This window comes from Marinifilum caeruleilacunae (assembly GCF_013141825.1).
Lineage (GTDB): Bacteria > Bacteroidota > Bacteroidia > Bacteroidales > Marinifilaceae > Marinifilum > Marinifilum caeruleilacunae.
The window spans coordinates 23,004-49,501 of record NZ_RZNH01000041.1 but is presented as its reverse complement, the minus strand read 5'-3'; the positions used below and the strand labels follow the sequence as shown (position 1 = coordinate 49,501).

The 26,498-nt window shown below is 35.8% G+C and carries 15 protein-coding genes; 4 read left to right on the top strand and 11 right to left on the bottom strand.

Annotation, left to right across the window (positions count from 1 at the left end; translation table 11 throughout):
- Positions 1-609: 609 nt before the first annotated feature.
- Both ELS83_RS18525 and ELS83_RS18520 read left to right on the top strand, forming a co-directional pair.
- The gene (locus ELS83_RS18525; protein WP_171597032.1) at positions 610-1,623 is read left to right on the top strand and encodes a LacI family DNA-binding transcriptional regulator; all 1,014 of its coding nucleotides are present in this window, start codon (positions 610-612) and stop codon (positions 1,621-1,623) included.
- A gap of 640 nt (positions 1,624-2,263) precedes the next feature.
- Positions 2,264-3,043 (top strand): HXXEE domain-containing protein, encoded by a 780-nt coding sequence (locus ELS83_RS18520; protein WP_171597031.1) that lies wholly within the window; start codon positions 2,264-2,266, stop codon positions 3,041-3,043.
- A gap of 252 nt (positions 3,044-3,295) precedes the next feature.
- Here ELS83_RS18520 and fsa read toward each other — a convergent pair whose 3' ends face one another.
- Positions 3,296-3,952: a fructose-6-phosphate aldolase gene (fsa, locus tag ELS83_RS18515; RefSeq protein WP_171597030.1), complete on the bottom strand. Its 657-nt coding sequence runs from the start codon at positions 3,950-3,952 to the stop codon at positions 3,296-3,298.
- Positions 3,953-4,773: 821 nt separating this feature from the next.
- Between fsa and ELS83_RS18510 the strand changes: the two genes are divergently transcribed.
- Positions 4,774-5,139, top strand: a complete 366-nt coding sequence (locus ELS83_RS18510) for a DoxX family protein (RefSeq protein ID WP_171597029.1) — start codon at positions 4,774-4,776, stop codon at positions 5,137-5,139.
- A gap of 546 nt (positions 5,140-5,685) precedes the next feature.
- Positions 5,686-5,826 carry a hypothetical protein gene (locus ELS83_RS18505; RefSeq protein ID WP_171597028.1) on the top strand — a complete coding sequence of 47 codons (141 nt, stop codon included), beginning with the start codon at positions 5,686-5,688 and terminating at the stop codon, positions 5,824-5,826.
- A gap of 903 nt (positions 5,827-6,729) precedes the next feature.
- Here the strand turns inward: ELS83_RS18505 and ELS83_RS18500 are convergent.
- The 10 genes from ELS83_RS18500 to ELS83_RS18455 form a co-directional block, all read right to left on the bottom strand.
- On the bottom strand, positions 6,730-8,913 hold the full coding sequence (locus tag ELS83_RS18500; RefSeq protein WP_171597027.1) for a glycoside hydrolase family 3 C-terminal domain-containing protein: 2,184 nt from the start codon (positions 8,911-8,913) through the stop codon (positions 6,730-6,732).
- A 49-nt stretch (positions 8,914-8,962) separates the two neighbouring features.
- Positions 8,963-10,960, bottom strand: a complete 1,998-nt coding sequence (gene lacZ4, locus ELS83_RS18495; RefSeq protein WP_171597026.1) for a beta-glucuronidase LacZ4 — start codon at positions 10,958-10,960, stop codon at positions 8,963-8,965.
- The gene (locus ELS83_RS18490; RefSeq protein WP_171597025.1) at positions 10,953-12,389 is read right to left on the bottom strand and encodes a sulfatase; all 1,437 of its coding nucleotides are present in this window, start codon (positions 12,387-12,389) and stop codon (positions 10,953-10,955) included. The genes lacZ4 and ELS83_RS18490 overlap by 8 nt, the downstream gene beginning before the upstream one ends.
- A gap of 23 nt (positions 12,390-12,412) precedes the next feature.
- Positions 12,413-13,915 carry a sulfatase family protein gene (locus ELS83_RS18485; protein ID WP_171597024.1) on the bottom strand — a complete coding sequence of 501 codons (1,503 nt, stop codon included), beginning with the start codon at positions 13,913-13,915 and terminating at the stop codon, positions 12,413-12,415.
- Between the two features lie 30 nt (positions 13,916-13,945).
- A complete protein-coding gene (locus tag ELS83_RS18480; RefSeq protein ID WP_171597023.1) occupies positions 13,946-15,547 on the bottom strand; it encodes a carboxylesterase/lipase family protein in 1,602 nt (533 codons plus the stop codon).
- 14 nt (positions 15,548-15,561) lie between these two features.
- The gene (locus ELS83_RS18475; RefSeq protein ID WP_171597022.1) at positions 15,562-17,061 is read right to left on the bottom strand and encodes an arylsulfatase; all 1,500 of its coding nucleotides are present in this window, start codon (positions 17,059-17,061) and stop codon (positions 15,562-15,564) included.
- A 3-nt stretch (positions 17,062-17,064) separates the two neighbouring features.
- Positions 17,065-17,994, bottom strand: coding sequence for a glycoside hydrolase family 16 protein (locus ELS83_RS18470; protein WP_216616695.1), 930 nt, complete (start codon positions 17,992-17,994; stop codon positions 17,065-17,067).
- Positions 17,995-18,070: 76 nt separating this feature from the next.
- Complete coding sequence (lacZ, locus tag ELS83_RS18465) at positions 18,071-21,205, bottom strand: beta-galactosidase, LacZ type (RefSeq protein ID WP_171597021.1); 3,135 nt, start codon at positions 21,203-21,205, stop codon at positions 18,071-18,073.
- Positions 21,206-21,818: 613 nt separating this feature from the next.
- Positions 21,819-23,468, bottom strand: a complete 1,650-nt coding sequence (locus ELS83_RS18460; protein WP_171597020.1) for a RagB/SusD family nutrient uptake outer membrane protein — start codon at positions 23,466-23,468, stop codon at positions 21,819-21,821.
- Positions 23,469-23,485: 17 nt separating this feature from the next.
- Positions 23,486-26,488, bottom strand: coding sequence for a SusC/RagA family TonB-linked outer membrane protein (locus tag ELS83_RS18455; protein ID WP_171597019.1), 3,003 nt, complete (start codon positions 26,486-26,488; stop codon positions 23,486-23,488).
- Positions 26,489-26,498: the final 10 nt, after the last annotated feature.

Here is a 26,498-nt window from a genome sequence, read left to right as displayed (position 1 = left end):
CATAAGAAATAGCGGCGCCCGCTTTTCCAGCTGCAATAAGATTTAATGAATTGCCAATACCCCAGATTATACCACCAAAAACACCGACCATATGAATTTTTAAGTTCCCACTAAAGTAAGCCTTGTAATTAGTGGGTTTGCCGCTAATACTGCCTCTAGACGTAATCTATTATGATTCCATTCCAATAAAGCAGACATTCAAAATGGCTCTATCAGCAAAATTTTGAAAGCTTTGCTGCCCATAAAAACAGAAATTAAAAACAACAAAGACAATGATAAACATCGAACTTATTGCGCTTGATGTTTTTCGCAAAATTCTATCTATCGAATTTGGGAAAACCTTTGTTGACGTAATGTTTCGTTTTTAATTTTCATTCATATTTTCTAATTTAGATTAGATTCACCTGAAGAAGGCAAATAAATAAACATATACAGCACCATCGCTTAAGCCAGTGTTTTTAATATTTCTTTGAAATATTTTCAACTTAAAACTATTGCCTTTATTTTTAATGACTTATGGCATTAGATTATAATAACACAACTAAGAAGAATTAGTGTATATCAAATGTTTCTATTAAATTTGTACAAACGTTAATTCAAGATATTTTCATGAGTGCTAAAATAAAAATTAAAGATATTGCGGAAAAGACTGGTTTATCAACTACTACAGTTTCTAGAGTCTTGACAGGTAAAGCAAAACAATATAGAATAGGAAAAAAATCGCAAAAAATAATCCAAGAAGTTGCAAAAGAACTAAATTACATTCCCAACCATTTTGCTGCAAACCTGAGGTCTGGAAAAAGCAATACCATAAGTCTTATTGTCCCCTCTTTAGGTAATCCTTTTTTTGCGAATATTGCCAGTTTACTCAATCGCGAAGTAAGAAAGCTTGGTTACACTCTGATCATTTCTGACACCAACGAAGACACTAAAGCTGAAATGCTTGAAATACAACAGCTTATCTCTCGGAATGTAGAGGGATTTATTATAATTCCTTGTGGTGAAAATTTTGAACATATTGAGAAATTATACAGCCAGGGGTTACCCTTGATTTTGTTAGATCGTTATTTTGAGAATAGTAATCTTCCTTTTGTTTCTACAGATAATTATTATGGTGCAATTACTGCAACAAAATATTTGATAGAGCATGGCCACACTTCAATTGCATGTATTCAAGGAGTTAAATCATCAACTCCCAACAAAATGAGAATTAAGGGTTTTAAACAAGCAATGCAAGAAGTTGGCAACACAAACATTCATGTAATTGGCGATGATTTTAGTGTACAGAACGGCTATCAGGAAACTAAACTTTTATTACGCTGGAAAGAACGTCCAACTGCTATTTTTGCATTAAGCAACACAATTACTATGGGATGTCTAAAAGCTTTAAAGGAGGAAAATATAAAAGTGCCAGACGATATTTCAGTAATTACTTTTGACGATCACCCGTATCTTGATTTTTTGGAAACACCAATAACAAGCATCGCTCAACCGGTTGAACACGTGTGCAAGATTGGCTTAAAATATTTGCTTTCAAAATTAAATAATGAATTGGAATTAATTACTGATCATGTAACATTAAGGCCAGACTTAAAAATACGGAACTCTGTTAAAAAGATTTAACTATTAAAAAATGTCCTTTGAAGATTTAGTGCTGAAGGAATGCGATTTCAGCATTTTATCAGACATTTGAACTCCCATAACAAGAGACTATACCAAGAACAAAAAACTATGATTCACCATTCAGAGTTTTGCCCATATTTTTTTTTCATTCCATCCGATCAAATGCTAATTAAATGATATTTTAAATTGTTTCTCAAAATATAAATTCTTTTGAGAGATGTTTTTAAAACTAACCACTAATTCATTTAGTTTGACACCTAAAATGTGATCTTCAAAAAATCTCTGATATACAAGTGCTCTATTCCTTCAAAACCTCTTCGTACAGTTATCCATTGATACAACTATTTTGGAAAGTCTATCTTCAATTTTTAGGAAATTATCAAATTCCCTTATGATATTTTTCTAAAAGACATTTGACCTGCACATACTTCTTTTCGTTCTGTCATTCACAAACAAAGTCAATTTCGAGATCTTTCAATACATCAACTTTTGCGGCATATCCACTATTGTAGGATTTTTAAGTCTTACATCGGAAGAATTTAGTTGATTTCTTTCAAATAGACAAAATTATTAACCCACATCAGTCTTTTTGAAAAATCAATATTATAATTTTGTTGTTTTAAACTAAAGTAAATTCGATATGAAAGGATCAAAATTAATTTTAGGAAGTATAATTTTACTTTTTGCAATGTTGTGGTTGCCTATGGGACAGTACGATTTTTTAATTGACCATTGGATGAAAATTGGAACCTACGCTTTACCATTTCTGCTAATAGGTGCATTTTCGTTAAACAGGAATGGAGAATTTAAGAATCTTAACAAAGATTATAGATTTATTAGCATTATAATGTTGATAGCCTATATTGTTCATCAATACGAAGAACATTGGATAGATTTATTTGGGAATTATTATTCGTTTTATGTTTTCAATAATAAATTCATTCTTGGTAATTTAGGTGCAACTGGTTCGGCAATAAAACCGCTTACAAAAGAAGCCATTTTTGTAATTAACACATCATTGGTTTGGTTAGTAGGTGTTTTAGCTATTTTGCGTGCCCCGAAGCATATTTTCCCTTTAATTGCTATGGCAAGTATAATTATTGTAAATGGATTTGTTCATATTTTAGCAGGGGTGATCAAATTTGAATACAATCCTGGAATGTTTACTTCAGTAGTTATTTTTGTTCCTATATACATAACGTTTGTCAGATATTTAATAAAACAATCAAAACATTACATAAAGCAGATTTTTGGAGGAATTGTATGGTCGCTTCTTGCTCATGTGATAATGGTCTCTGGCTTATTAATGGCTAATTGGTTTAATATTTTTCCTGAATTTGTGTATTTTATTGGATTGGTAATTTGGTCAGTCATACCTTTAGGATTATATAGAAATAAAATTCGGATGCAAGTCGAGTAATTTAGGAAACTTTCACATTAGAAATACATTTAAATAATAGGTATACCAAAAATCATGGCATACCTATCTAATATCAAAATAAATCAAGCTATCCTAATAAAACCTTACCTTAGTAAATTAACACAATTAATGATTTAAATTGATAAATCAAAAGATTAAATAATACTCGTAACATATTATGCTTTATAACTAACCAAACAATTCTTAATAAAAACAATATTTACACCATTTAATCTTTTGATATGTTTACAATTAGAAACTCACCTTTTCGTAATCAGCTAGAAAAACTTCTAAACCTTTATCCGTTAAGGGATGATTTAACAACCCCTTAATCGCACTCAATGGACATGTTGCGACATCAGCTCCTGCATCCAGACATTGGATAATATGCATAGTATGGCGAATAGAAGCTGCAAGCACACTTGTCTCAAATTGATAATAACCAAAAATCTTAATAATTTGATTTATTAAAACATTTCCATCACTTGATATATCATCTAGGCGTCCAATAAATGGAGATACATATGCAGCTCCAGCTTTAGCAGCCAACAATGCTTGTCCAACGGTGAAAATCAATGTGCAATTGGTTCTTATGCCTTTCCCTGCTAGATATTTTATAGCTTTAATACCATTTTCAGTACAAGGAACTTTAACCACGATTTGAGGATGAAGTTTAGCCAAGTGTTCACCTTCATTAATCATACCATCATAATCAGTCGCGATTACCTCAGCACTTACATCTCCATCAACTATTTCACAAATATCAATGTAATGCTGATTAATTTTATCTTCACCTTTTATTCCTTCTTTAGCCATAATAGAAGGGTTTGTAGTTACCCCATCTAAAATACCTAAACTATTCGCCTCTTTAATTTGATTTAAATTTGCTGTATCTAAAAAAAATTTCATAATTCTTATTTTATAAATGTTTGATCTTAAAGTTTAACTTTTCAATTTGAATACTTAGTTGAGCATTCTACAATTAAATATGTTATTTAAAATGATAGTTTTTCTTTATTTATAATCCTCCTTTCCTTAATCATGTATAATGTCAAAGCAATTAGATCAATCAACATATATAATTAATATGTACTTCCTTGATGTTGACTTTATTTCATAGTAGATTTATTTTATTGATTTATCTAATATTTTGGTATAAACCTATAAAAAATTCACCTATTGCACAATCGTTTGTTCTTTTTTTACAACTTTCTGATATATCAGATACTAAAAATCCCATCAACCCTCATAAATAATCAATAAATGAAAGTATTGTCATCTTAGGCAAAAAATAGCCATATCTGGACAAAGGTTAATTCCAATGATTTACTTATACAGATAACAAGTGTTAATGCTATTGCTAAAATGAGAAAACTCTCTATTAGACCATAGCAAGAGTTTTTAGTGGCAAAGCAGAACAATATAGAATTAGGAAAAATTTACTTTATAGAGTTAAGGCTGCAGCGCAAGAATTAAACAGATGCTTTTTATTATCAGCAAGCAAATAATTGAAGTTTTTTATAACAGGCCTTATTATCCATAACTAGATCCAGACATCAATTGATATCTTGATTTATTTAGAATTGAAGTTGAATCGTTAAAAAAATTAATTCATTCTTTTCTTGAACTAGTTCAACCTTTTTTATTTAGAACCATTCTTTCTTTGTATTTAAGAAAATTAAAAGCTAGTGATATTAGACTAGAACTTATTATTAATAAAAAGCAAATCAATGAAAAAATTTAAAATCATCAATTGGATTAGTACAGGATTGTTAACTACAATGATGCTTATGTCGGTAGTTTTGTATTTTACTGAGCATTCAGAAATGGTAAAAGGATTTGAACTTTATGGTTATCCTTCTTATATCATATATCCCTTAGCCATAGCCAAAATATTTGGTTTGTTGGCCATTTGGTTTTGTAAAAACAAAGTCATTAAAGAGTGGGCTTATGCAGGTTTCTTCTTCAATTTTGTACTGGCATTTTTAGCACATTTTATGATTGGCGATGGTGAATTTGGAGGAGCCATTGTTGCGATACTTCTTTTAGCAGCATCCTATTTCACAATGAAAAAAACTGATTCAGTTATTGCTTAACTTAAACAGTTTTAATGAGCTTTAAGGTAATGTAGTTGATTTCTGTTTTTTATCAAAAGTGATCATTTTAACTGGTTGTTAGATATCAATCTTTTTGATTTACAAAAATGTAAATTTCAAGTTTTTTAAGATTGCAATAGTGCTTTAGATCATATGGGAATTGGTGCATATTTTTGAAGGTATCATGACCATGAAAGATGTGTTAACATGAGATATTGTTGTTTTGGCAACAGGCATTGCCTATAAAATTAACCCTGAAACATTAAAAGTGAATTATCTTGGCTCTTCTGAAGCAATTATTGGACAATATGGCCTCAATTTATTTTGGATCGGAATGGTAATTTTTATTAGTCCTTCTTTATAAAACTTATGGTTTAGATCAAAGCATATCGCGCAAAGCCACTTATGTGGACATGAAACCTGCATAGAGTGTCACTTAAATGTATTCAATGATTGGGTGGATTCCGATCACGATAAAGCCATGGATCATGCCAATGATTCTGCGATTTTTGGGGTTTCACCAACAAAACCATTGAGTACAATGGCATGAATCATAAGCTCTATAAAAAAGAAAATCGATTCTATGCTTTTACCTATGGCGAAGATAGAAGCATGCAGGAGTTTGAAATCAAATATGTGTTTGGAAATTATCCCTGTAGCAGTATTTGGTTGAATTCGATAGGGTAGATTACGATGCCTACCTCTGACCTAGAACTCGAAAGTTAGTGTGTGGCATCACATGTCCGCAGCGGTGTATAAAAATGAAATGATCGAACACAACACCTGGTTGCATTGGGCCAACCAGGCTCAAAACTGAAATGGGATGTGTTCCGATGGTCATTCAACCAACCTGGTAAATTTGGCGTATGTTGGTTTGATATAACAGTATAAAGCACAACATTCTCAATGTAACGAAGCATCATAGTCCAACCTTTACAAGAAGTAATCTTTTCCTTAAAAACTCTGATTTTTGTTATCTTGTTGCCTATAAGAGATAGTTTGTGTCACTTTTAAAGTGAGTAATTTAATTCGTTGTGGCAACAATCAATTTGCTTAAATTCAATAAATTGACACAACTATCTTTTTTTGGTCGTTTTGATTCGATCAGCTTAGGTTCAATGAAGGTAACGACACATAACTCAAGTATTAATGCAATTGCAAACCATACCATTAATTTCCTTGCCTAATTCTACATGAAGTAATATTTACCTAATCAGGTTCAGAAACAAGTTAATTTGCTTAGAAACTTTGTTAGTGCTTCTTTCCATATTAAAATTTACCGATTTACAAACCCTCACAATATAACAAAGAGTCACAACTATTTAATTGTGGCTCTTGTATTTTAATTCCCGTTATAATTATTTCACGGATTGTACTAGCGTTAGTATTTCTTTCCTAGTAACTCAGGATGAAGTCATTTAACGACTTTATATCTACGACAATTCTTAGGACAGTATTTCTGATTATTAGTTTAAAGAGCTAATAAAGCAGTTTTTAAAAGTCAAAAGACATTAAGCAATTCAATTTTACTCTTGTTTATGAACTTGACTAATTAGACCTACATGGTCAAAACATGCCTATTAAAAAACATTACTTTACCTTATAAGTAACTTCTAACGGTTTAGAAATATCTAAATCGCAGTTTGTCGGTGAACAATTACCTATATACAACTTATACTCTCCTTTTTTTATTAATCCTTTCCCTTTTTCATCAAACTGCATCATACTTTTTGATGAAATAACGATATCTATTTGAGATTTTTCTCCAACTTCCAGCGTTACTCTTTTAAAACCTACCAGTTTTTTAAACGGTGCAGTTTCTCCCGCTCCCGGCTGCTCTAAATACATTTGAACCACCTCTTCTCCCTTCATATCACCAATATTAGAAACCTCACAAGTCAAGGAGATATCCATTCCTTTCTTAATATTCACAGCACTTAATTCTACATTTTTTATGTCAAACTTTGTATAATTCAGCCCATATCCAAACGGAAATAGCGGATTGTAATTCATATATTTATAAGTACGGTTCTTCATACTATAATCCTCATATGGAGGAAGCTGATCTTCTGAAGCCAGAAAAGTAAGTGGTAAACGGCCTGAGGGAGATACTTTCCCAAAAATAATGTCTGCTATAGCAGAACCTCCTTCCTGCCCCGGATACCATGCCCATAAAATTGCATCGGCCAACTCTACCACTTCAGGAATAATCATGGGACTGCCTCCTGTCAGTAGCACAACAATAGGCTTATCATTGTTTTTTCTAAGTTTTTTCAGAAATTCCAATTGATTATCTGGCAAATACGGACTTAAACGATCACCTTTAGATTCTGAGGCAATAGACTCTCCTTCTTCCCCTTCAATGGCTCCACTTATACCCAATACAGCTATAATAGCATCAGCTGCTTGTGCTTCCTGTGTTGCCCAGTCAATTGGATTAACATTTTTACGATATGGCAGACATCCTGGTTTATAGTTGATAGTTGTTCCAGCACTTACTGCTGAAGTAATTCCTTCTAATATATTAACCAGGCGATTACTCATTCCATAATAATTCCCTAATAACACATCACTATTATTAGCATGCGGACCGGTTACGTAAAGATTTCTAATCTCGGGTGACAATGGTAACACCTTATTTTTATTGGTCAACAAAACCAGCGATTTCTGAGCAGCCTCTAATGCCAATGCTGAATGCTTATCACTACATAACACATCCTCACTTATGGCATTATAAGGATTATCTTCAGAAGGATCAAATAAACCTAATTTAAAACGGGTTCTTAATAATGTTTTTAGCCTTTGGTCAATCGTTTCTTCTGTTACCAATCCTTGTTTAACCGCTTTAACCAAGTGAGGGTATGTACTTCCACAATTTAAGTCAACACCACTGTTAATAGCTAAAGCCGCCGACTCTTCGGGTGTGTTTGTAACATGATGGAAAAGATGAAAATCAGATATTGCACCACAATCAGAAACAACATGTCCTTTAAACCCCCATTTTTCACGCAATATCTCCTGTAATAAAAACGGACTTCCGCAGGCAGGTTCCCCCAATACCCTGTTGTAAGCCCCCATCACTATTTCAACATTAGCTTCCCGAACCAGTGCCTCAAAAGCCGGCAAATAGGTTTCGTGTAAATCTCTAGGTGTAACAATCGCATCAAACTCATGTCGCAAAGCCTCAGGACCAGAATGAACTGCATAATGTTTTGCACATGCTGCTGTTTTTAAATATTTTGGATGGTTTCCCTGCAGCCCCTTCACAAAGGCAATCCCGATTTGAGAAGTCAGGTAAGGGTCTTCACCATATGTTTCCTGTCCTCTTCCCCAGCGAGGATCTCTAAAAATATTAACATTAGGAGTCCAAAACGTTAATCCTGCATATCTCGAACGATTATCATTTTTAACTGCGATATTATATTTAGCACGAGCCTCATCCGATATTGCTGATGCGACCTCTTCAATTAATTCTGTATCGAAAGTTGCAGCCAACCCAATAGCTTGAGGAAAAACAGTTGCACGTCCATTACGAGCCACTCCATGCAAGCATTCGTTCCACCAATTATATTCAGGAATGTCTAAACGAGGAATAGCCACACTGTGATCTGTCAATTGTGACACTTTTTCTTCAATTGTCATAGCTTCTATCAAAGCTTCAATCCGATCTTCTATTGTAAGGCTAGTATTAAACCACTCAAAATTAACTTTCTGAGCAAAGGATGGAGACGAAACAACCATCAGAATATGGAATAAAAAAAATAACTTCTTCATAAATTTTCTAATAATTCAAACACTTAAAGATATAAAAAATAAAGTTTTGTTATTTAAAGATAAGCTCTAACTGATCACTCAGTTGAGCTCCACTTTTTGCTACAATCTTATTCTTTCCTGGTCTTAATTGAACATCAAAATAGAAACGCCCGTAATCACCCTTAATACCATGCACCTTTTCCCCATTTAAAAACAGTGTAACCTTATTCTGATTGGAATAAACTTTGATTCTTTGGTTGGCATTACTGCGCTCTGTAACTCTTTTTTCAGCAATATAGACCATAGGTTGCTTGTTCCAATTGACTTTATAGAAATAAAATGCATCTTTTCTTTCCTTTCTGTCGAAACTCACCAAGCCTTTATCATTCTTACCTCTCACTTCACCTTCTCGACGGTGAGCCGCTCCAAAATCAAACAAACTCCAGATAAATGTTCCCCACAAAAAAGGACGTTGGTCAATTTCAATCCAATGCTCTTCATGAAAATAAGTCTGCCAGTTTTCTGGATGCCAGTAGCTTCCTGCTATAGTTTTTATTAACTTTTCTTGCTGATGATATAAACTTGCTCCTGCTCCATATTCACTTATCCCAATGGGCTTATCAGGCATTTGAGCATGCTGTTTATCAGCCCATTTTCCAATTTGACTCACATTATTTCCATACCAGCCAAAGTACTTATTCCAGCATATTAAATCAGTTATTGAATTTAAAGTTTCATCATTTTGATTACTTGCAGCAGTTGTAATCCTTGTAGGATCTTCACTATGAGCAAGCTGTTGCAATTCCTTAATATAGGTTACAGGATTATCTCCCTGTACCTTTAACTCATTAAACAAGCCCCAAAATAAAACCGAAGGATGATTCATATTCTGGCGAATTAACTCAGTTAATTGATATTTTCCATTTTTTTTAAATGATTCCTGATCAACAAAACCTTTGTCTCTGTAACCACCTGGTCCAACAAATGGTATTTCACACCAAACTACAAATCCTTTTTCATCCAACAACTGAAACATGTAAGGATCTTGTGGATAGTGACTCATTCGATAAGCATTAGCGCCTATTTCTTCCATAATAGCCACATCTTCCGAATGATGACAAGTGTGTAATGCATTTCCTATTTCAGGACGATCCTGATGTCGACAAACACCACGCAATTGAACATGTTCTCCATTCAGGAAGAATCCCTTGTCCGGATCAACATGATAATATCGCAAGCCCATGGGCTGAACCACCTTATCAATGATCTTACCATTCTTTTGAAGTTCTACATGCACAGCATAGATATAGGGATCCTTCCTTCCATTCCACAAATGAGGTTTTTTCATTTCAAAAGGAATCATTACTTCACCTTTATCTGTATTTTTAGCCTTTTTGACAAGCACAATGCCTCCTTCATGATCCTTCACCTTTAATACAATCATCGTTTCTTCATCTGTCAGAACTTTAACAACAGCTTGAACTTTGGCCAACGACTCAGATACTTCATGTTGGAAAAGGTAAACACCTTCTGATCCATGATCAAGTAAGGAGATACAATTACTATCAGTGATATACAGATCTACATCTCGATAAATACCTCCATACATATTAAAATCTCCTACCAATGGCATTATATCCAGTTGTGGAGCGTTATTTACTCGAATCCAAATTTCATTTTCTTCTCCATAACTTACAAAATCAGTTATTTCAAAAGCAAAAGCTGCATATCCACCGCGATGTTCACCAACATGTTTGCCATTCACAAATACATTTGCAATTGTATTAACCCCTAGGAAACGAAGGAACAATCTTTTGTTTTTCCATTCTTCCTTTACCAGAAATGAACGCTCATAATTACCTAAGCCCCTGTAATAGTCCACGTTTCCTCCTAAGGCATCGGTCGTATTCCAAGTATGGGGTATGTTTACTTCAGTAAAAGCATTTTTACGTACTTCGTACCCAGATGTAAATTTCCAGGATTTATTCAAGTTGACCTTTTCTCTTTGAGCTTTAATATTACCCACTAAAAATAGACAAATACCTACTAACAATATTTTTCTAATCATGATTTTTATTGATTTTTAAACTCAATTCTTTCACTACTTCCTCATATTTTGGATTATCAGCTACGTTTATATTTTCATCTGGATCATTGGAGTGGTCATAGAGCATATTAACCTTATTGCCATTTTTCTTTTTCCATTCGGTATATACATAACGTTTTGTAATGACTGATTCTCCTGAATGATACCTGGTAAAGACAGTATCCTTATGTATTTTAGACGGATTATTTAATACAGGCTGCAAACTCTTCCCATCCAAATGCTCAGGCATGTCAATTCCGGCTAAATCGCATAATGTTGGGTAGATATCTATAAATTCAACTAAGGTATTGGATTTTTTACCCTCCTTCATACCTGGCGCCTTGAACATTAAGGGTGCCTTCATCACCTTATCAAAGTTGCAATGCTTGCACCAAAGTCCATGCTCACCTAGATGCCAACCATGATCACCCCATAAAACTACAACGGTATTCTTATCTAACCCTAACCTTTTCAATTCCTTTAGAACCTTCCCTATCTGAGCATCGGTATAGCTAACGCAGGCATAATAGCCATGAATTAATTGACGGGCTAACTCATCTGACACAGGTCCCTCCTTTGGAATCCCAGCATACATGCCACGAAGTTCATACCAATCTGTTTTTGCTTTTTTAGGAGCATTTTGTGGCATAAACGGGTTATCCGCTAATTGAATATCCTCCTCACTATACAGGTCCCAATATTTTTTAGGCGCATTAAATGGTAAATGAGGTTTCCAAAATCCAACACCTAAAAAGAATGGTTCTTTAGATTTGGCAAATTGGTTTAGATCCTCAATCACCTTGTCAGTTAGCATTCCATCCGGATAGGCATTATCTTCGACATCTGCCATTTCAAATGGAGGTCCTTTAACTTGATCAGGATTTTTGGGATTTTTATTTGCTTCAATTATTTTACGCGATTCTTCTGTTATATAGCTTCTCCAACTTATACCGGCTGCTGGTATATAAGGCTCCTCAGACCATGCTTCCAAATCATCATCGCTATGATGATATATTTTACCTCTAGAGAGTGTGGTATAACCATTCTCCTTAAACCATTTGGGGATACTAGTTACATCTGGTGCATCTTTATCTTTCCACGTATGATAATTTACAAATCGTTTTGAAGTTGGCCTTAAACCTGATAACAAACTGGCTCTGGATGCCCCACAAACAGGAACACTGCAATACGCCCGGTTAAAAACAACTCCATCATTCCCCAGCTCATCAATGGCTGGTGTAATCATTTGTGATTGACCATAAATCCCAGCTTGAAGACGAAGATCATCTACTGCAATAAATAATACATTCTTTTTTTGCTTATTTATATTTTCTGAAGTTTTATAGCCGCATGAAGCAATTAACAAACTAATTACAAACAAAGCTAAAACTTTTATACTAACGAATCTCATATCTTGAATTTCCTACATTAATTTTATTCCTCTTCCTGAATAGGCACTGCTGTCACTTCAGAAACCCGATACTTGTTTTTTAAAATTGAAAGTTCACTCTTTAGTGTCTTTAACTTTTTCTTATATTTTGGATTAGAACAGATATTATTCATTTCATTTGGATCATTTTTTAGGTCATAAAGCTCCCATTCCTCACCATTGAGAACACCCAATCCATAGAACCTGATTAATTTCCAACGTCCATCAAAAACACCTTCATGACGACGTACACTATGAAATCCGGGATACTCATAATAATGGTAATAAAGCGACTTGCGCCAATCCTTTGGTGTTTTTCCTTTTAATAAGGGAACAAGACTCTGCCCTTGCATATCCTCGGGAATCTGAGCTTCTGCCAGATCCAGGAAAGTTTCGGCAAAGTCAATGTTTTGAACTAAATCAGTGTTAACTGAACCGGGCTTTATTTTTCCTGGCCAGCGCGCAATTAAAGGAGTTCTGAAAGATTCTTCATACATAAATCGTTTATCAAACCATCCATGCTCACCCATAAAAAACCCCTGATCGGATGAATACATCACAATTGTATTTTCATCTAATCCTAAATTTTCAAGTGTTTGAAGAATCTGACCTACACTCTCATCCACGGCCCAGGTACAGCGCATAAAATCTTTCATATATGTCTGGTATTTCCACTTTACCAGCTCTTTTCCTTCAGGCTTATTTTTGGCAAACCATTCCGCTCTTTCATTGTATCTTGGATGATTGCCCCATTTACCCTCCACCTTTAAATCATAGCCTAATATCATAGTTTTTTTAATGCTCATGTCTTGACTATTTGCTGCACTGCCACGGTTAGCATAGTCATCAAACAAATTATCTGGTTCAGGAATTTCGACATCTTTATACTTACTCATATGGCGATCTGCCGGTTCCCAATTACGGTGTGGAGCTTTATGATGTACCATCAACATAAAAGGCTTATCCTTATCCCGTTCATTCTCTAACCAATTTATTGTCCGTTCTGTAATTACGTCTGTTACATAACGCCCAGGATAGGTAGTTTGACCTTTTTCAGTAATAAAATCCGGATCATAATATTTCCCTTGGCCAGGAAGTACTTCCCAATAATCAAATCCTTGCATCTTACCATTTAAATGAATCTTACCAACCATGACCGTTTGGTAACCACATTTCTGAAGTATCTTCTGAAACTGCTGCTGCTCATGATCAAAACCTCCATTGTTATCCATCTTACCATTCAAATGACTATGTTTTCCTGTTAACAGTGTAGCGCGACTTGGCGCACAAATGGAGTTGGCAACATAAGCCCGATTAAAACGAATACCCTCTTTTGCTAATTTGTCAATATTGGGCGATGGGTTTAATGAAGCCAGTTGCCCACCATAAGCACCTATAGTCTGATAAGAATGATCATCTGAAAAAATCCAAACTATATTCGGTTTTTCCTGTGCGGATACTATTAAACAAAAAAATGTTAATATGAATGTTATTATTTGCCTATTCATTTTAATAATATATCTATTGTTTTGGATGTTTTAATACACGTACTTTCCTATTTTCTTGTAAATACTATCAAGTTCATCCAGGTTTTTTTTCAGGTAATGGGACTCTACCGTAATTTCTATATCAAGTCGGATATTTCTATCACTTCTTTCAGTATAACGTGGCCAATTGGGCAGATCCTTAGAGTTTGGATTACCTGTTTTTGCAAATTGCGTCCAATATGTAATCATTGCCGTAGATAATTTTTTGTAAGCCTCTGTTTGTTTTTGAGGATCTAGTGATCTAAAAACAAAAACAAGTTCTGCTGCATGAGCCGATCCACCTGCAGGCCATCTCATGCTTGGGTGAGCAAAATGGTAGAGATAGGTATTTTTATTTTTCTTTGACATATATCTGGCCATCCAACGTGTTGGCTGTGCAAACCAAATATCATTTATAGTTTGACATACTGCTCCTTTGATATCACTTTTCGAATCAACCGGATACATTTTCATAATATCTTCAGCATAACCTCTAAATACTTGCTGAGCTCCAGCCTTATATTGATCTACTGATTGCTTATCTGCTCCGTAAAGAAACATGGTTCCCTCATCAGTATTTGTTCCAACTAACATAGGCCTGCTCTGCTGTTGGCCCTTTTCAAAAATATTAGCAGGATTATCCTTCATCACAAAACCATCAATAGCAGCAGGAAGTCTAAATCCCTTACTTTGCTTAACCAAATTGCTAACATCTATACTACGCAGAGTATCCATGGATGAAATTCCATCGCTAACAAGTTTCTCTGCAAAACGAATACCTGTTGCTTGAACCGATTCTCTATCATAGGCCGGTTTGGTAAGAGGAGAAATGCTGGCATCGGTAACCCATGGACTTTGCGCTATAGCTTTGTGAAATAATCCATGGGTTAAATCAGAAGAGCATAATATATAAACCGCTGCTCCTCCAGCCGACTCACCAAAAATAGTTACGTTATCCGGATCCCCACCAAACTGTTCTATATTTTTCTGAACCCATTGAAGCGCACTAATCATATCTAATAGGCCATAGTTGCCTGATATATTTTTTTCGGTTTCTTCTGAAAGTAAGGGATGAGCAAAAAAACCTAAAGGCCCTAACCTGTAATTAATAGAAACCAAAACAACTCCTCTTTCTGCTAAAGCACATCCATTCGACAGATTACCGGAACCTCGGGTAAATCCTCCTCCATGAATCCAAAACATAACAGGAAGTTTTTCATCTTTATTCTTAGCCGGAGTCCAAATATTGAGATAAAGACAATCTTCGCTCATTTTATCAGAATTTTTATCCCACGGATTTACCTGTTCACAAATATCTCCAAATGCATTCATTTCTCTTATCCCTTGCCATCCTTTGGCAGGTTGAGGTGCCTTCCATCTTAATTTTCCTACTGGTGGTGCAGCATATGGAATGCCTTTAAATACGTTAATATCTGGATTACGATCGGTTAACACGCCTCTTATCAGTCCTTGTTCAATTTGTAATGTGGATGTTACCTTTGCTGAATCCAGTGAGGTATCCATCTTACTCTTTGCCTCAGATGTAACTGAATAGAGACTTATAATTAAAATAAAACTTTTGTGTAAAAGTTGATTAAATTGTTTCCTTCTCATTATTAAATGATTTTTTATTCCTTACTTTTTTCAGTATGCTCTATGAGCTTAGGTAAATTAGAACAATACTCCTCCGTTTCCGTTCTCTCTGTATTCATTATTTGAATCATCTCTTTAACTATATCAGGACGTTGATCTGCCATATTAATCCTTTCTTTCTCATCGTTTGATAAGTCAAATAATTCAAACTTAGTTTTATCCTGTTGGGAGGAATGATAAGCAACTCCCTTCCAATTCCCTAAACGAACTGCCATACTACCTCCTTTTTCTTGAAATTCCCAATACAAATATTTATGCCTGGCCTGCTCCTGTCCCAATAATTCCGGTAAAAAAGAAATACCATCAATTTCTTCAGGAGTTTGAACACCTACTAAATCAGCACAAGTAGGTAAAACATCCCAGAAAGCAGAAATATGATCAGATATAGTACCAGGTTCAATAGTGCCTGGCCACGAAACAATAAATGGAGACCGTATACCTCCTTCGTACAAGTCCCTTTTATATCCTTTTAATCCGCCATTACTATTAAAAAAATCCGGATCGGCTCCACCTTCACGGTGAGGACCATTGTCGCTGGCAAACATCACTACTGTGTTTTTATCAATTCCTAATTCTTTTAGCCGATTGACTATCTGACCAACGTAAACATCCATACGATACATCATGGATGCAAATACCGCTCTGGGCTTCGGTTGAGAACAATAATTACTAATGTTCAGATCCTCACCATAATCAGCTCCTTGGGTACCCACATAAGGAATTTCTTTAAACCTGTGTTCAAATTTTGCATATATGGAATCATACGGCACGATTAATTCAGCATGGGGAATAACAATAGGCACAAAGGCAAAAAAAGCAGTATCTTTTTGATCTTCAATAAATTTTAAGGTAACATCCTGAATGACATCCTGAGCATAAGTTACTGTATTTTTCCAATCGTTTCCAGGCATTTGTACCCGTTCCTGGTTATGCCATAAGTATGATGGATAATAACGGTGTGCCATACGCTGGCAGTTATAACCAAAAAATTCATCAAATCCCTGCTTGTTCGGATCTCCTTCCGATCCGGGATATCCCAAACCCCACTTACCAAATGCACCAGTAACATAACCAGCCTGTTTCATGATTTCGGCTATTGTTAGGGATGATGCGGACAATGGGTGCTGTCCTTCCGGTTCTACTTCTAGGTTTCCGCGAATCGGAGTATGTCCGGTGTGCTGCCCTGTAAGTAATGAAGAACGGCTGGGTGCACAAACCGTTGAACCTGCATAATGCTGAGTAAACCTTATACCATTCTCAGCCAGTTTATCCAAGTTTGGGGTATTAAATCTGTTTTGTCCGTAACAACTTAAATCTCCATAACCAGCATCATCTGCCAGTATATAAATTATATTGGGTTTACGACTCTCTTCTCTATCGTTGTCATCGCTTTTAGAAAAATCAAGACGACAACTTGTAATCCCCACAATAGAAAAAAACACGAAACTTACTGCCAGACATTTAACCCTATTCATTTGCTACTTTTTTTGAAATACTCTTACAAAATCTATCTCATATTTTCTTGGAAAGCTCGTTAGAGACGGATCACCTCCCTGACCTCCTATAGCCAAATTTAATAAGATATATTGAGGTTGATGGAATGGGTTTGTACCGTCAGCATTAATGGTCGTTGAAAGATCGACTTCATTGAGCAGTAAATCATCCAAATACAAACGGATGAATTCCTCTGTCCATACCATTTTCCACATATGAAATTGATTACACCAATCCGGTTCCTTATTTGTAAATTGTGATAAAGGTATTTTCTCTGAATCCCAAACAGGTTTCATGTCTTTGTCTGCCCAGGCTGCATTAGCTAAAATAGTGGGTTCGCCCTCGTATCTGTAATACTCCATCTGGTCCACTTCACCATTCGATGGCCACTGTTTGTCAATGCCTAGAGTCCAAATAGCAGGCCACATCCCTAAACTTGTATCGATGCGGGCTCTCACTTCCATAATACCATACTGAAACGAAAACTTGTTTCGGGTTATAATGCACGCAGAAGAATATTCTGCATACATTCTATTCTTTTTCCAACTAGGATCATTTTCTTTATATCCCTTGTTTTTAATTCTTTCATGTCTGCCTTCAATAATTAAAACACCATCCTTTACATTAGCATTATCTGGCTGATACCATTGTAATTCCTTGTTCCGGACAAAACCATTTTCATATGACCAATATCGCTTATCGGGTTTTCCTTCCTTTGAAAATTCGTCAGACCAAATTAACTGATAGCCTAAAGGTTCCTTAACAGGTACACTATTTGCCTTGTAAGGATTTATCATTGAAACAGAGTCTGGTGTTAAATTCTTTTCTGACCCTTTTCCCTGAGCATGGAGTATAGTTATTACACATAAAGCAAAACAGAAAACCACTAATTTTATTATAGTTTTATTTATCATGATTCTTTAATAAGCTATCATTTTATACTATCACTAGATTTAACACCTGAATATGAAATTCATAGATACACACAAATCAATGCATTGGTTTAATTGTATAACTGAACTGATAATTATTATTTATTAATCGGTAAGGCTTTAATGGAAAAGCATGAGTTAACCAACTTGTTGTACCTCCAACACCCATTTGTGTATTATCTACATTTAAGAATATGTCAGGATGACGAGTTAATTCAAACGAATATGCACTAGTTTCAATATCTTCCCTGCTAAAATGCGATACACCAATACCTAATAGATTACTACCTTTAATTTTAATTCCTTTACCCTCATTATTAGTCATTACAAACCAACGAACATCTGACTTATAACCATTTTCCTGAGGTCGAGAATATTCTACCCACTCATGATCCACTGTCGATGAATAGACTCCTATTTTTTCCACATTTCTATCCTGGTAAGTAGGATTTTTCCCGGGACCATACCATTGCACATTTTCAAATCCACCTGAAACTACCAGTTTAGTTCCTTGTCTGGGTACCATAGGAAGTGGCATATTACCTGCAACATAGTTACATTCCACTTTTACATGACCTGCACCGGATATGGTATAAGTTTGAGTATAATCTGCACCTACCAATGGTAATTTTCCTTTTGCAATCAATATTAGTTTATCATTTTCCTCTTGAATGGTGAAGTCATCTGTAATCCATGTTCCGGCCGATTTCCATATTCCCAACTGTGGCAGTTTTCTATTTCCACTATTAACTGCACCTAAATCATTATCAGTAAGTGCTCTCCAAAAATCTGCTTGTGGACCTTGTTTAATCACTAACTCATCATCCACGTAATACTTTTCTATACATCCAGTAAGTTTATCAAGAATAATTGAAAAATTATCTCTCCAAACATATACTTTCCTTCCCTCCTCACGATACTCTGGTCTTTTATCAGTAATTTGAATATTCTCAATCTTTTCTTTGCTTATTGGTAGTTTAAACTGATCCCAAGCCAATTCATGTCCTTGGGAAGCAAAGAACTCCTTTTCTTTTAAATGAAAACTAAAAGTGATAAAATATTCTTTCCCTGCTTTGGGTATGAATTCACCCAATTCAACCTGGATCACTTTACTTCCTCGTGCCGGTATATCCAATCCATCAAGCACATTACTTTTAACCACTATTCCATCTTCTAACAATTCCCATCTTCCTGTCACCCTGTCGGCAACATTGGAAAAATCGAACCAATTGGTGATTTTGAATTTATACTTCTCTAATTCAATTGCTTCCACATGGATGTTTCGATAAAAGTACTTGATTGTATTCAGTCCCGGGTGGGGAGTTCTGTCTGCTGCAATCAAGCCGTTCATGCAAAAGTTCCCATCATGATGGATACCTCTTGCATTCTCCCACCATCCACCATACGCATAAAAGTACTTGTCAGCGCTAGTATTTTTATATTCCTGCGGTACGGATTGCTTTATACCCTGATCCATCCAGTCCCATACAAATCCCCCCTGAAAATTATTATCGGCATAAATCAAATCCCAATATTCTTTAAGGTTACCATTGCTGTTTCCCATTGCATGCGTATACTCACACAAAATAAATGGCATATGCGCTTTTTCAGTAATTATTTTCTTGCATCCTTCTGGAGAAGTATACATCCTTGAGTATATATCAGCATAATCTCGCCCCCCTTTTCGTGTGGTACCTTCATATAAATAAGGCCTGGATTTATCTATAGAATTAACCCACTCATGACAAACTTTTGCATTGATTCCGTCACCGCTTTCATTTCCCATTGACCATATTACTACAGAGGCATGATTACGATCGCGATAAACCATTCTTTGTACACGGTCTAAAAAGGCCTCTTGCCACTCCGGTGAACATGTCAAACGATTTTCTCCATTATTACCAAATCCATGCGCTTCAATATTTCCTTCATCAATCAGGTAAAGACCATATTGATCGCATAAGTCGTACCATTCCGGCACATTGGGATAATGACATGTACGAACAGCATTAATGTTATTTTGTTTCATCAGCATAATGTCCTTCATCATATCCTCACGTGTAATATAATGCCCCGTTACAGGATGATGTTCGTGACGGTTGGTTCCCTTAAACAATACTGCCACTCCGTTAATCAAAAGCCTTCCTTCCGCAATCTCTACCCTTCTAAAACCAATTTTTTGAGGAATAATCTCCAGCACATTATCACTTTCATCTTTTAACTTGATAATCAGGTTATACAGATTAGGTGATTCTGCATTCCAGCTATCAACATTCTTAAGTATATGTTCCTGTGTATTAAAATCAATCATCCCTTTTGAAACAGCAAGTGCTTTTTTATGATCTAATACTACCTCACCGTTTTCATTGGTTAGTTTATAGGATAATGAAGTTGCACCCTTGGTTTTTGACAGGATTTCTCCCTCAATTTTAAATACCCCATTCTTATATGATTCATCCAGAGAGGCTGTCACGTGAAAATCGCGAATATGGGTGCTGGGCGTTGACCATAGGTAAACATCGCGGAATATACCGCTTAATCGCCAAAAATCCTGATCTTCAAGGTAAGAAGCGTCGCTCCATCTATAAACTTCCACAGCAAGTTGATTTGTTCCAACCTTCAGGTATTTGGTAATATTAAATTCGCCCGGGGTTCGGCTTCCTTGGCTATAACCTACTTTTTTACCATTTACCCACAAATAAAATGCGGACTGCACCCCATCGAAATTGATAAAAACATCTCTTCCATCCCAATAATCAGGTACTTTAAAAGTATGTTTGTAAGAACCTACCGGATTCCATTCTTTTGGAGCTTCCACATTTTCTTTTTCAAAAGGGTATTCTATATTGGTATAAATTGGGATACCATGCCCATGCATTTCCCAGTTTGATGGAACAGGTATCTGTTTCCATTCCTTGACATCATAGGTAGTTTTGTAAAAATCAATAGGTCTTTCAGAATGATTTTTTGACCATTTGAATTTCCAATTACCGTTAAGACTTTGAAAATACCTGGATTGTTCTTTTTTAAAAGTGATGGCATTCTCCTCAGAACTGTACACCATCATAGTTGCATGAGGTTTTTCGCGATTTATCTGCAATACTTTTACGTTGTCCCATTCCGATTTTAGGGCAGCATAACTGATGAATTTGCACACTATTAAAAAGAATAAAAGAAATGAAATCCTTATCATTATATATTAATTTATATTTTTTCGCTAATTTATAATTACAAATACTTATTGGGGTGCACCACAAAACTCACTTGTTAAGAAAATCTGCTTTTTGTTATTTATCCCAACATTTGAAATGATCTACACAAAAGCAAATTTCCAAATGTCCCCTTCAGCGAACTTAGGGATCAAAAAGGAAATTTGTCTTAAGCCTTCCTTATCTTATTTACCTATACTTTAATTTCTTTTGTCAGGTAAGTCTTCTCTATAAAATAAATGACTTCGTTTCACCACAACATAGGATTTTTAGGAAGAAAAAGACAACTTCAGGTATTTATTTCTTAGTGGTTTTATTTTAAAATCAGCATTGAAGAAAATAAGACCCTTCAATGCTGAATTGTACACACTACTTAATCAAAACTTGTACTTGCTTTGAGGTACCTTGTCCGCCTTATGCTTTAACGATATAATATCCTTTGGGAAATGCAGATAAATCGAATGTAGTTTCATAAGCCTTATTATCAATCATTTTAACAGCCTTTCCATATTATAAGCCGAGCAAGTTTTATTGAATCCAGAGAGACCTAGCATCTCTCTGGAAATATTTAAGCAACATGCTATTTATTTCTCTAATTTACCAACCAGGATTTTGGGTTAAATTAGAGTTTTTATAAAGTTCTGTCTGCGGAATTGGAAACAGGTTCATTCGCTCGTTCCACACACGGGTTTCCACATCTATGTTCCTATAAATATATTCCCCTTCAGAACCCAATTCTACATGCATACCATTTATATCAATATCAGCTCCAATTTTCCATCTTCTCACATCCCAGAAACGGTGATCTTCAAAAGCCAATTCAACCCTTCTTTCGTTTCGTAACTTGGTACGGAACTCATCAGCACTCATACCTGAAGGGAAATCAGGCATTCCTGCGCGACTGCGCAGTTGATTAACTGCTTGCAGAGCTGTCATTCCATACCCTGCGTTATTTTCAGGGCCATAGGCTTCGTTCATTGCTTCAGCAAAATTCAGCAGCACCTCGCCCAACCTAAAATAAACCCAAGTATGTCTTTTCTTACTGATATTCCCTGTTTCCAAGTTTACACTCTCAATCACATATTTTTTAAGATAGTAACCAGTTTTTGTAGCATTATACTTAGGCTCTGCATTGGCTCCTCCATACCAAACTTCTATGCTTTGTCCCTTCCAGCTCGAACCATTTACAATAACCGTTTTCGCTAAACGGGGATCCCTGCCTGAGTAAGGGTTCACATTATCATAACCCGATGACGGGTCATCAATTGAAAGGCCAGTACTCTGCATTTCATAAGCATCCACCAGGTTTTGAGTTGGACAAGTACCAGTGTTTCCACCTTCATAACCAATAGGGAAATTTTTAATTTCAAAGTCATTACTTTCATCTTGACGTTTTTCGAAAATAAGCTCTGAACTATTTCCTTTGTTAACAACGTTATTATAGTTTCCTTCCAGACTATACCATGCCGAATCTATAATGGCATAATTTGCCTGCGCAGCAGCTTGCCATTTGTTTATATCGTTGGATGTATTGTGCAACGGGCTGGCGGCATACAACAAGGTACGCGCCTTAAGTGCCATGGCTGCACCTTTGGTAGCTCTTCCAGTTTCTGAGTTATTACTAAAACCATCGAATGTTACAGGCAATACCTCTATTATGGCATCACATTCACTTACAATATAATCGACCAATTCATCAAACGAAGCCCTGATAACTGAATTTGCTTCTTCTGCGCTTAATTCTGTTTTAACAATAGGCACTCCGCCATATCGTCGCAGGAGCTCAAAATAAAAGTAAGCTCTTAAATAACGAGCTTCATACGGATACATCTCGAACTGTTCCATAAGCTCAGGATAATCTTCATTCCACATAAGCTCTTCCCAAGTTTCACCTTCGATCTCAGATAAGAACAAATTTACATCGTAAATGCCTGAGTACATACCCGACCAATGGCCGTCAACCGTATTAATGGCACTCCATGTACCATCGTTAAACTTACGAACATTAGATAAGCTATTTACATGTACGGCCTCGTCAACACCACAAGCCCGTATTGCGCCATCAACCGTTCCCCAATCTGCCGGCAATTGGGTATATATATTGGTCAAATAACTTTCTGCCCTTGAATACTCCGAGAATACATCTTCTCTGGTAAGATAAGAAGATTCGTCATAATCAAGATAGTCGCATCCACCAAATAATAACGAACCGATAAATGCCAGTATTATTGATATATATTGCTTCATTTTAATATATTTTTAATTTAAAAACCAATGTTAACACCAATGTGATATGAAGCCAATGTAGGATAGCTTATACCATGCGATTCGGGATCTACATCATCAAAATCATCAATCGAAAATAAATTCATGCCTTGCAGAAAGACTTTTGCCTTTGATAATTTGAATTTAGAGACCAGTTTTTCCGGTAAATTATAATAAACATCAAGTGTTCTTAGTTTTAGATAATCTCCATCTTTCAACCAAATAGAGTTTTTTCTATAATTATTGTCATTGTCTTCCATAGACAACCTTGGTAAAGTAGCCGTTGACTTTGTGTCTGGAGTCCAGCTATTTGCAGAAAAAGTTGAAATATTGGTATTATTTCGGAGTGGCCAATATACACTTGAAGTATTCAAAAATTGCGTTTGATTAGCAATTCCCTGGAAGAGCGCATCAACCCCAAATCCTTTGATTTCAAAACCTAATTTTAATGAATAATAGATTTCAGGATTTACATATGACTTTCCTATTGCTACTTCGTCATATGCATCAATAACTCCATCGTTATTTTGGTCCTTGTACTTAACATCTCCTGGGCGCACATCAGAAAACAACTGCTGTGGGCTGTTATTTATATCTGCCTGATCTTGGAAAAATCCAGTGGCCTCAAGGCCAAATTGCTGACCAATAGCCCGGCCTGTTCTATTCTGGTAACTATAAGGTCGATAAACCTCATTTTGGTTAATGATTTCATTCTTTGCATAAGAGAATGAACCACCAACATAGTAATTAAAGCTTCCTAAATTGTCTTGCCACAACAAATCAACCTCAAAACCTTTATTCTTTACTTCGCCATCGTTTGTATAGTCTGATGTGATCCCGATCACATCAGATACAATTCCTTCCGAATCAACCAGGATGTCTTTTCTTTTTTCGTAAAAACCATCAAGTGTAACATCTAACTTTTTGAAGAATCTAAAATCAAAACCGATATTTGTCATAAAAGCGGTTTCGTAAGTAAGATCACTAGAAGCCAGACGTCCTGCTGTATAGCCACTATAATCTGCAAAATTATTAGTAAAATAATAAGTTCCTTTCTTAGAGAATTTCTGGTCTTCCAGATTTGCAGAAACCGCATCGTTACCTGTCATACCCCACGAAGCCCTAAGCTTGAATAAATCGATTAATGACGATTTCTTCAGGAAATCCTCCCGTGAAACGATCCAGGCGCCTGATAAAGCAGGGAATACTCCAAAACGATTCCCATCTTCCAAAAGACTGCTCCCTCCATATCCCACTGTTAAATCTGCGAAGTACTTTCCTTTATAACCATAATGTGCTGTTAATGCAACATCCTGATGCAGATAAGTATTATATTGACCATCGTTAACCACTTTATCCTGTGAATAGAGCAATGAAGTTGCTAATTGGCTACTGCCCCAGTTTTTTTCATAATTAAGCTTAGCCCTAAAGGTGGCCCTACGGGATTGATCTAACCAATAATGGTTTCCATCCACATCTTCCAGATCTGATTCAGCACCATATAGAACTGAAGTGGGCTCCCCGTAAACTCCATTTTCGTCACGGACAGCAGAAACACTCTCATATTCGTAACTCTTGCTTTTTCCCTCGTAAAATATTGCTGAATTGTCATAGGCCACCATTAACTCAGCGGATAAACCTTCTACTAATTTATCCATATCCTGCTTAATGGTTAAATCACCCATGAACTTTCGGACAAAATCTTCGCGGTAACCAGTAGAAGCGATCCGGGCAACGGGATTATCGTTGTAATGCGCGGTTCCACCCCATTTTCCATTCATAGTACGAACCGGATAAGCAGCTGCTGGAGTATTATAAATTGAGTTCATGATAGACCCTACTGACGTATTTGGTGATTTTCTGTCATTTAAAGCCACTTGTGCATTTATGGATACCAAGGTATTGGGGGTAATATCAGCATCAATATTACTTCTAACAGTAAATCTGGTATATTTTAATTTACTGTCATATCTCGAATCCAAATCCGTTTGATCAAATAATCCCGTTTCGGTTTGATAATTTAAGGAAGTGAAATATTTAAGCCTTTTGCCACCCCCTTTAAACTGGGCATTAAAATTGGTAGATACACCATAATCCTTCATGGTTTCATCCATCCAGTTCACATCAGGATTAAAATAAGGGTTAGTACCATTTTTAAAATCCGCTAAGTCCTCTGCAGAATATATATCTGAATTACCATCCAATATACTGGCTTGGTTTACGGCCAAGGCATACTCATAAGCATTAAGCATATCCGGCATACGAAATGCGGTATTCACCCCATATTGATAAGAGGCTTCCACTTCGAAAGATTCATACTCACCTCTTTTTGTGGTTACCACTATTACACCATTTGCTCCTCTTTGTCCATAAATAGCCAAAGATGAAGCATCTTTCAACACGGAGATACTTTCAATTTGATCCATTGAGATAGACGATAAAGACCGCACCACACCATCAATAATAACCAGAACATTATTATCATTTAAGCTACTGACACCGCGTATCATTAAATCTGGGTTTCGGCTCCATGGGGTTCCCCCGTTTTGTAGCACCGTTAAACCTGACAATTGTCCGTATAAGGAATTTTCGGGATTGATTACGCTAGCTTTGTTAAGGGCGTTGGAATAGGTGGTACTCACTGCACCAGTAATTTCATCGGGATGCCTATTACTAACCATTCCTAAATCTATCTCACCATGATAGCGGTCTAAAACATAATCGAGATCATCTTTTTGCAGATTGAACACTTCTGATACCAAACCTTTCTCAACCTTAATCAAAGTATCTTCCGGATCTACCTCAAGTGTAAAAACACCGTTTGCACCTGTTTCAACACTTTGCTGGGAGCCTATCAAAGTAACCATGGCACCTTGCACATATTTTCCTTCGGCACTTAAAACGCGTCCGTTTATTGGTTTGGTTTGTGCATTCGCTGTTGAAGACAGCAACCAACCAAATATGAACAACAAAATATATGTTGGATATAAATTTCCTTGCATCTTTTTAAAT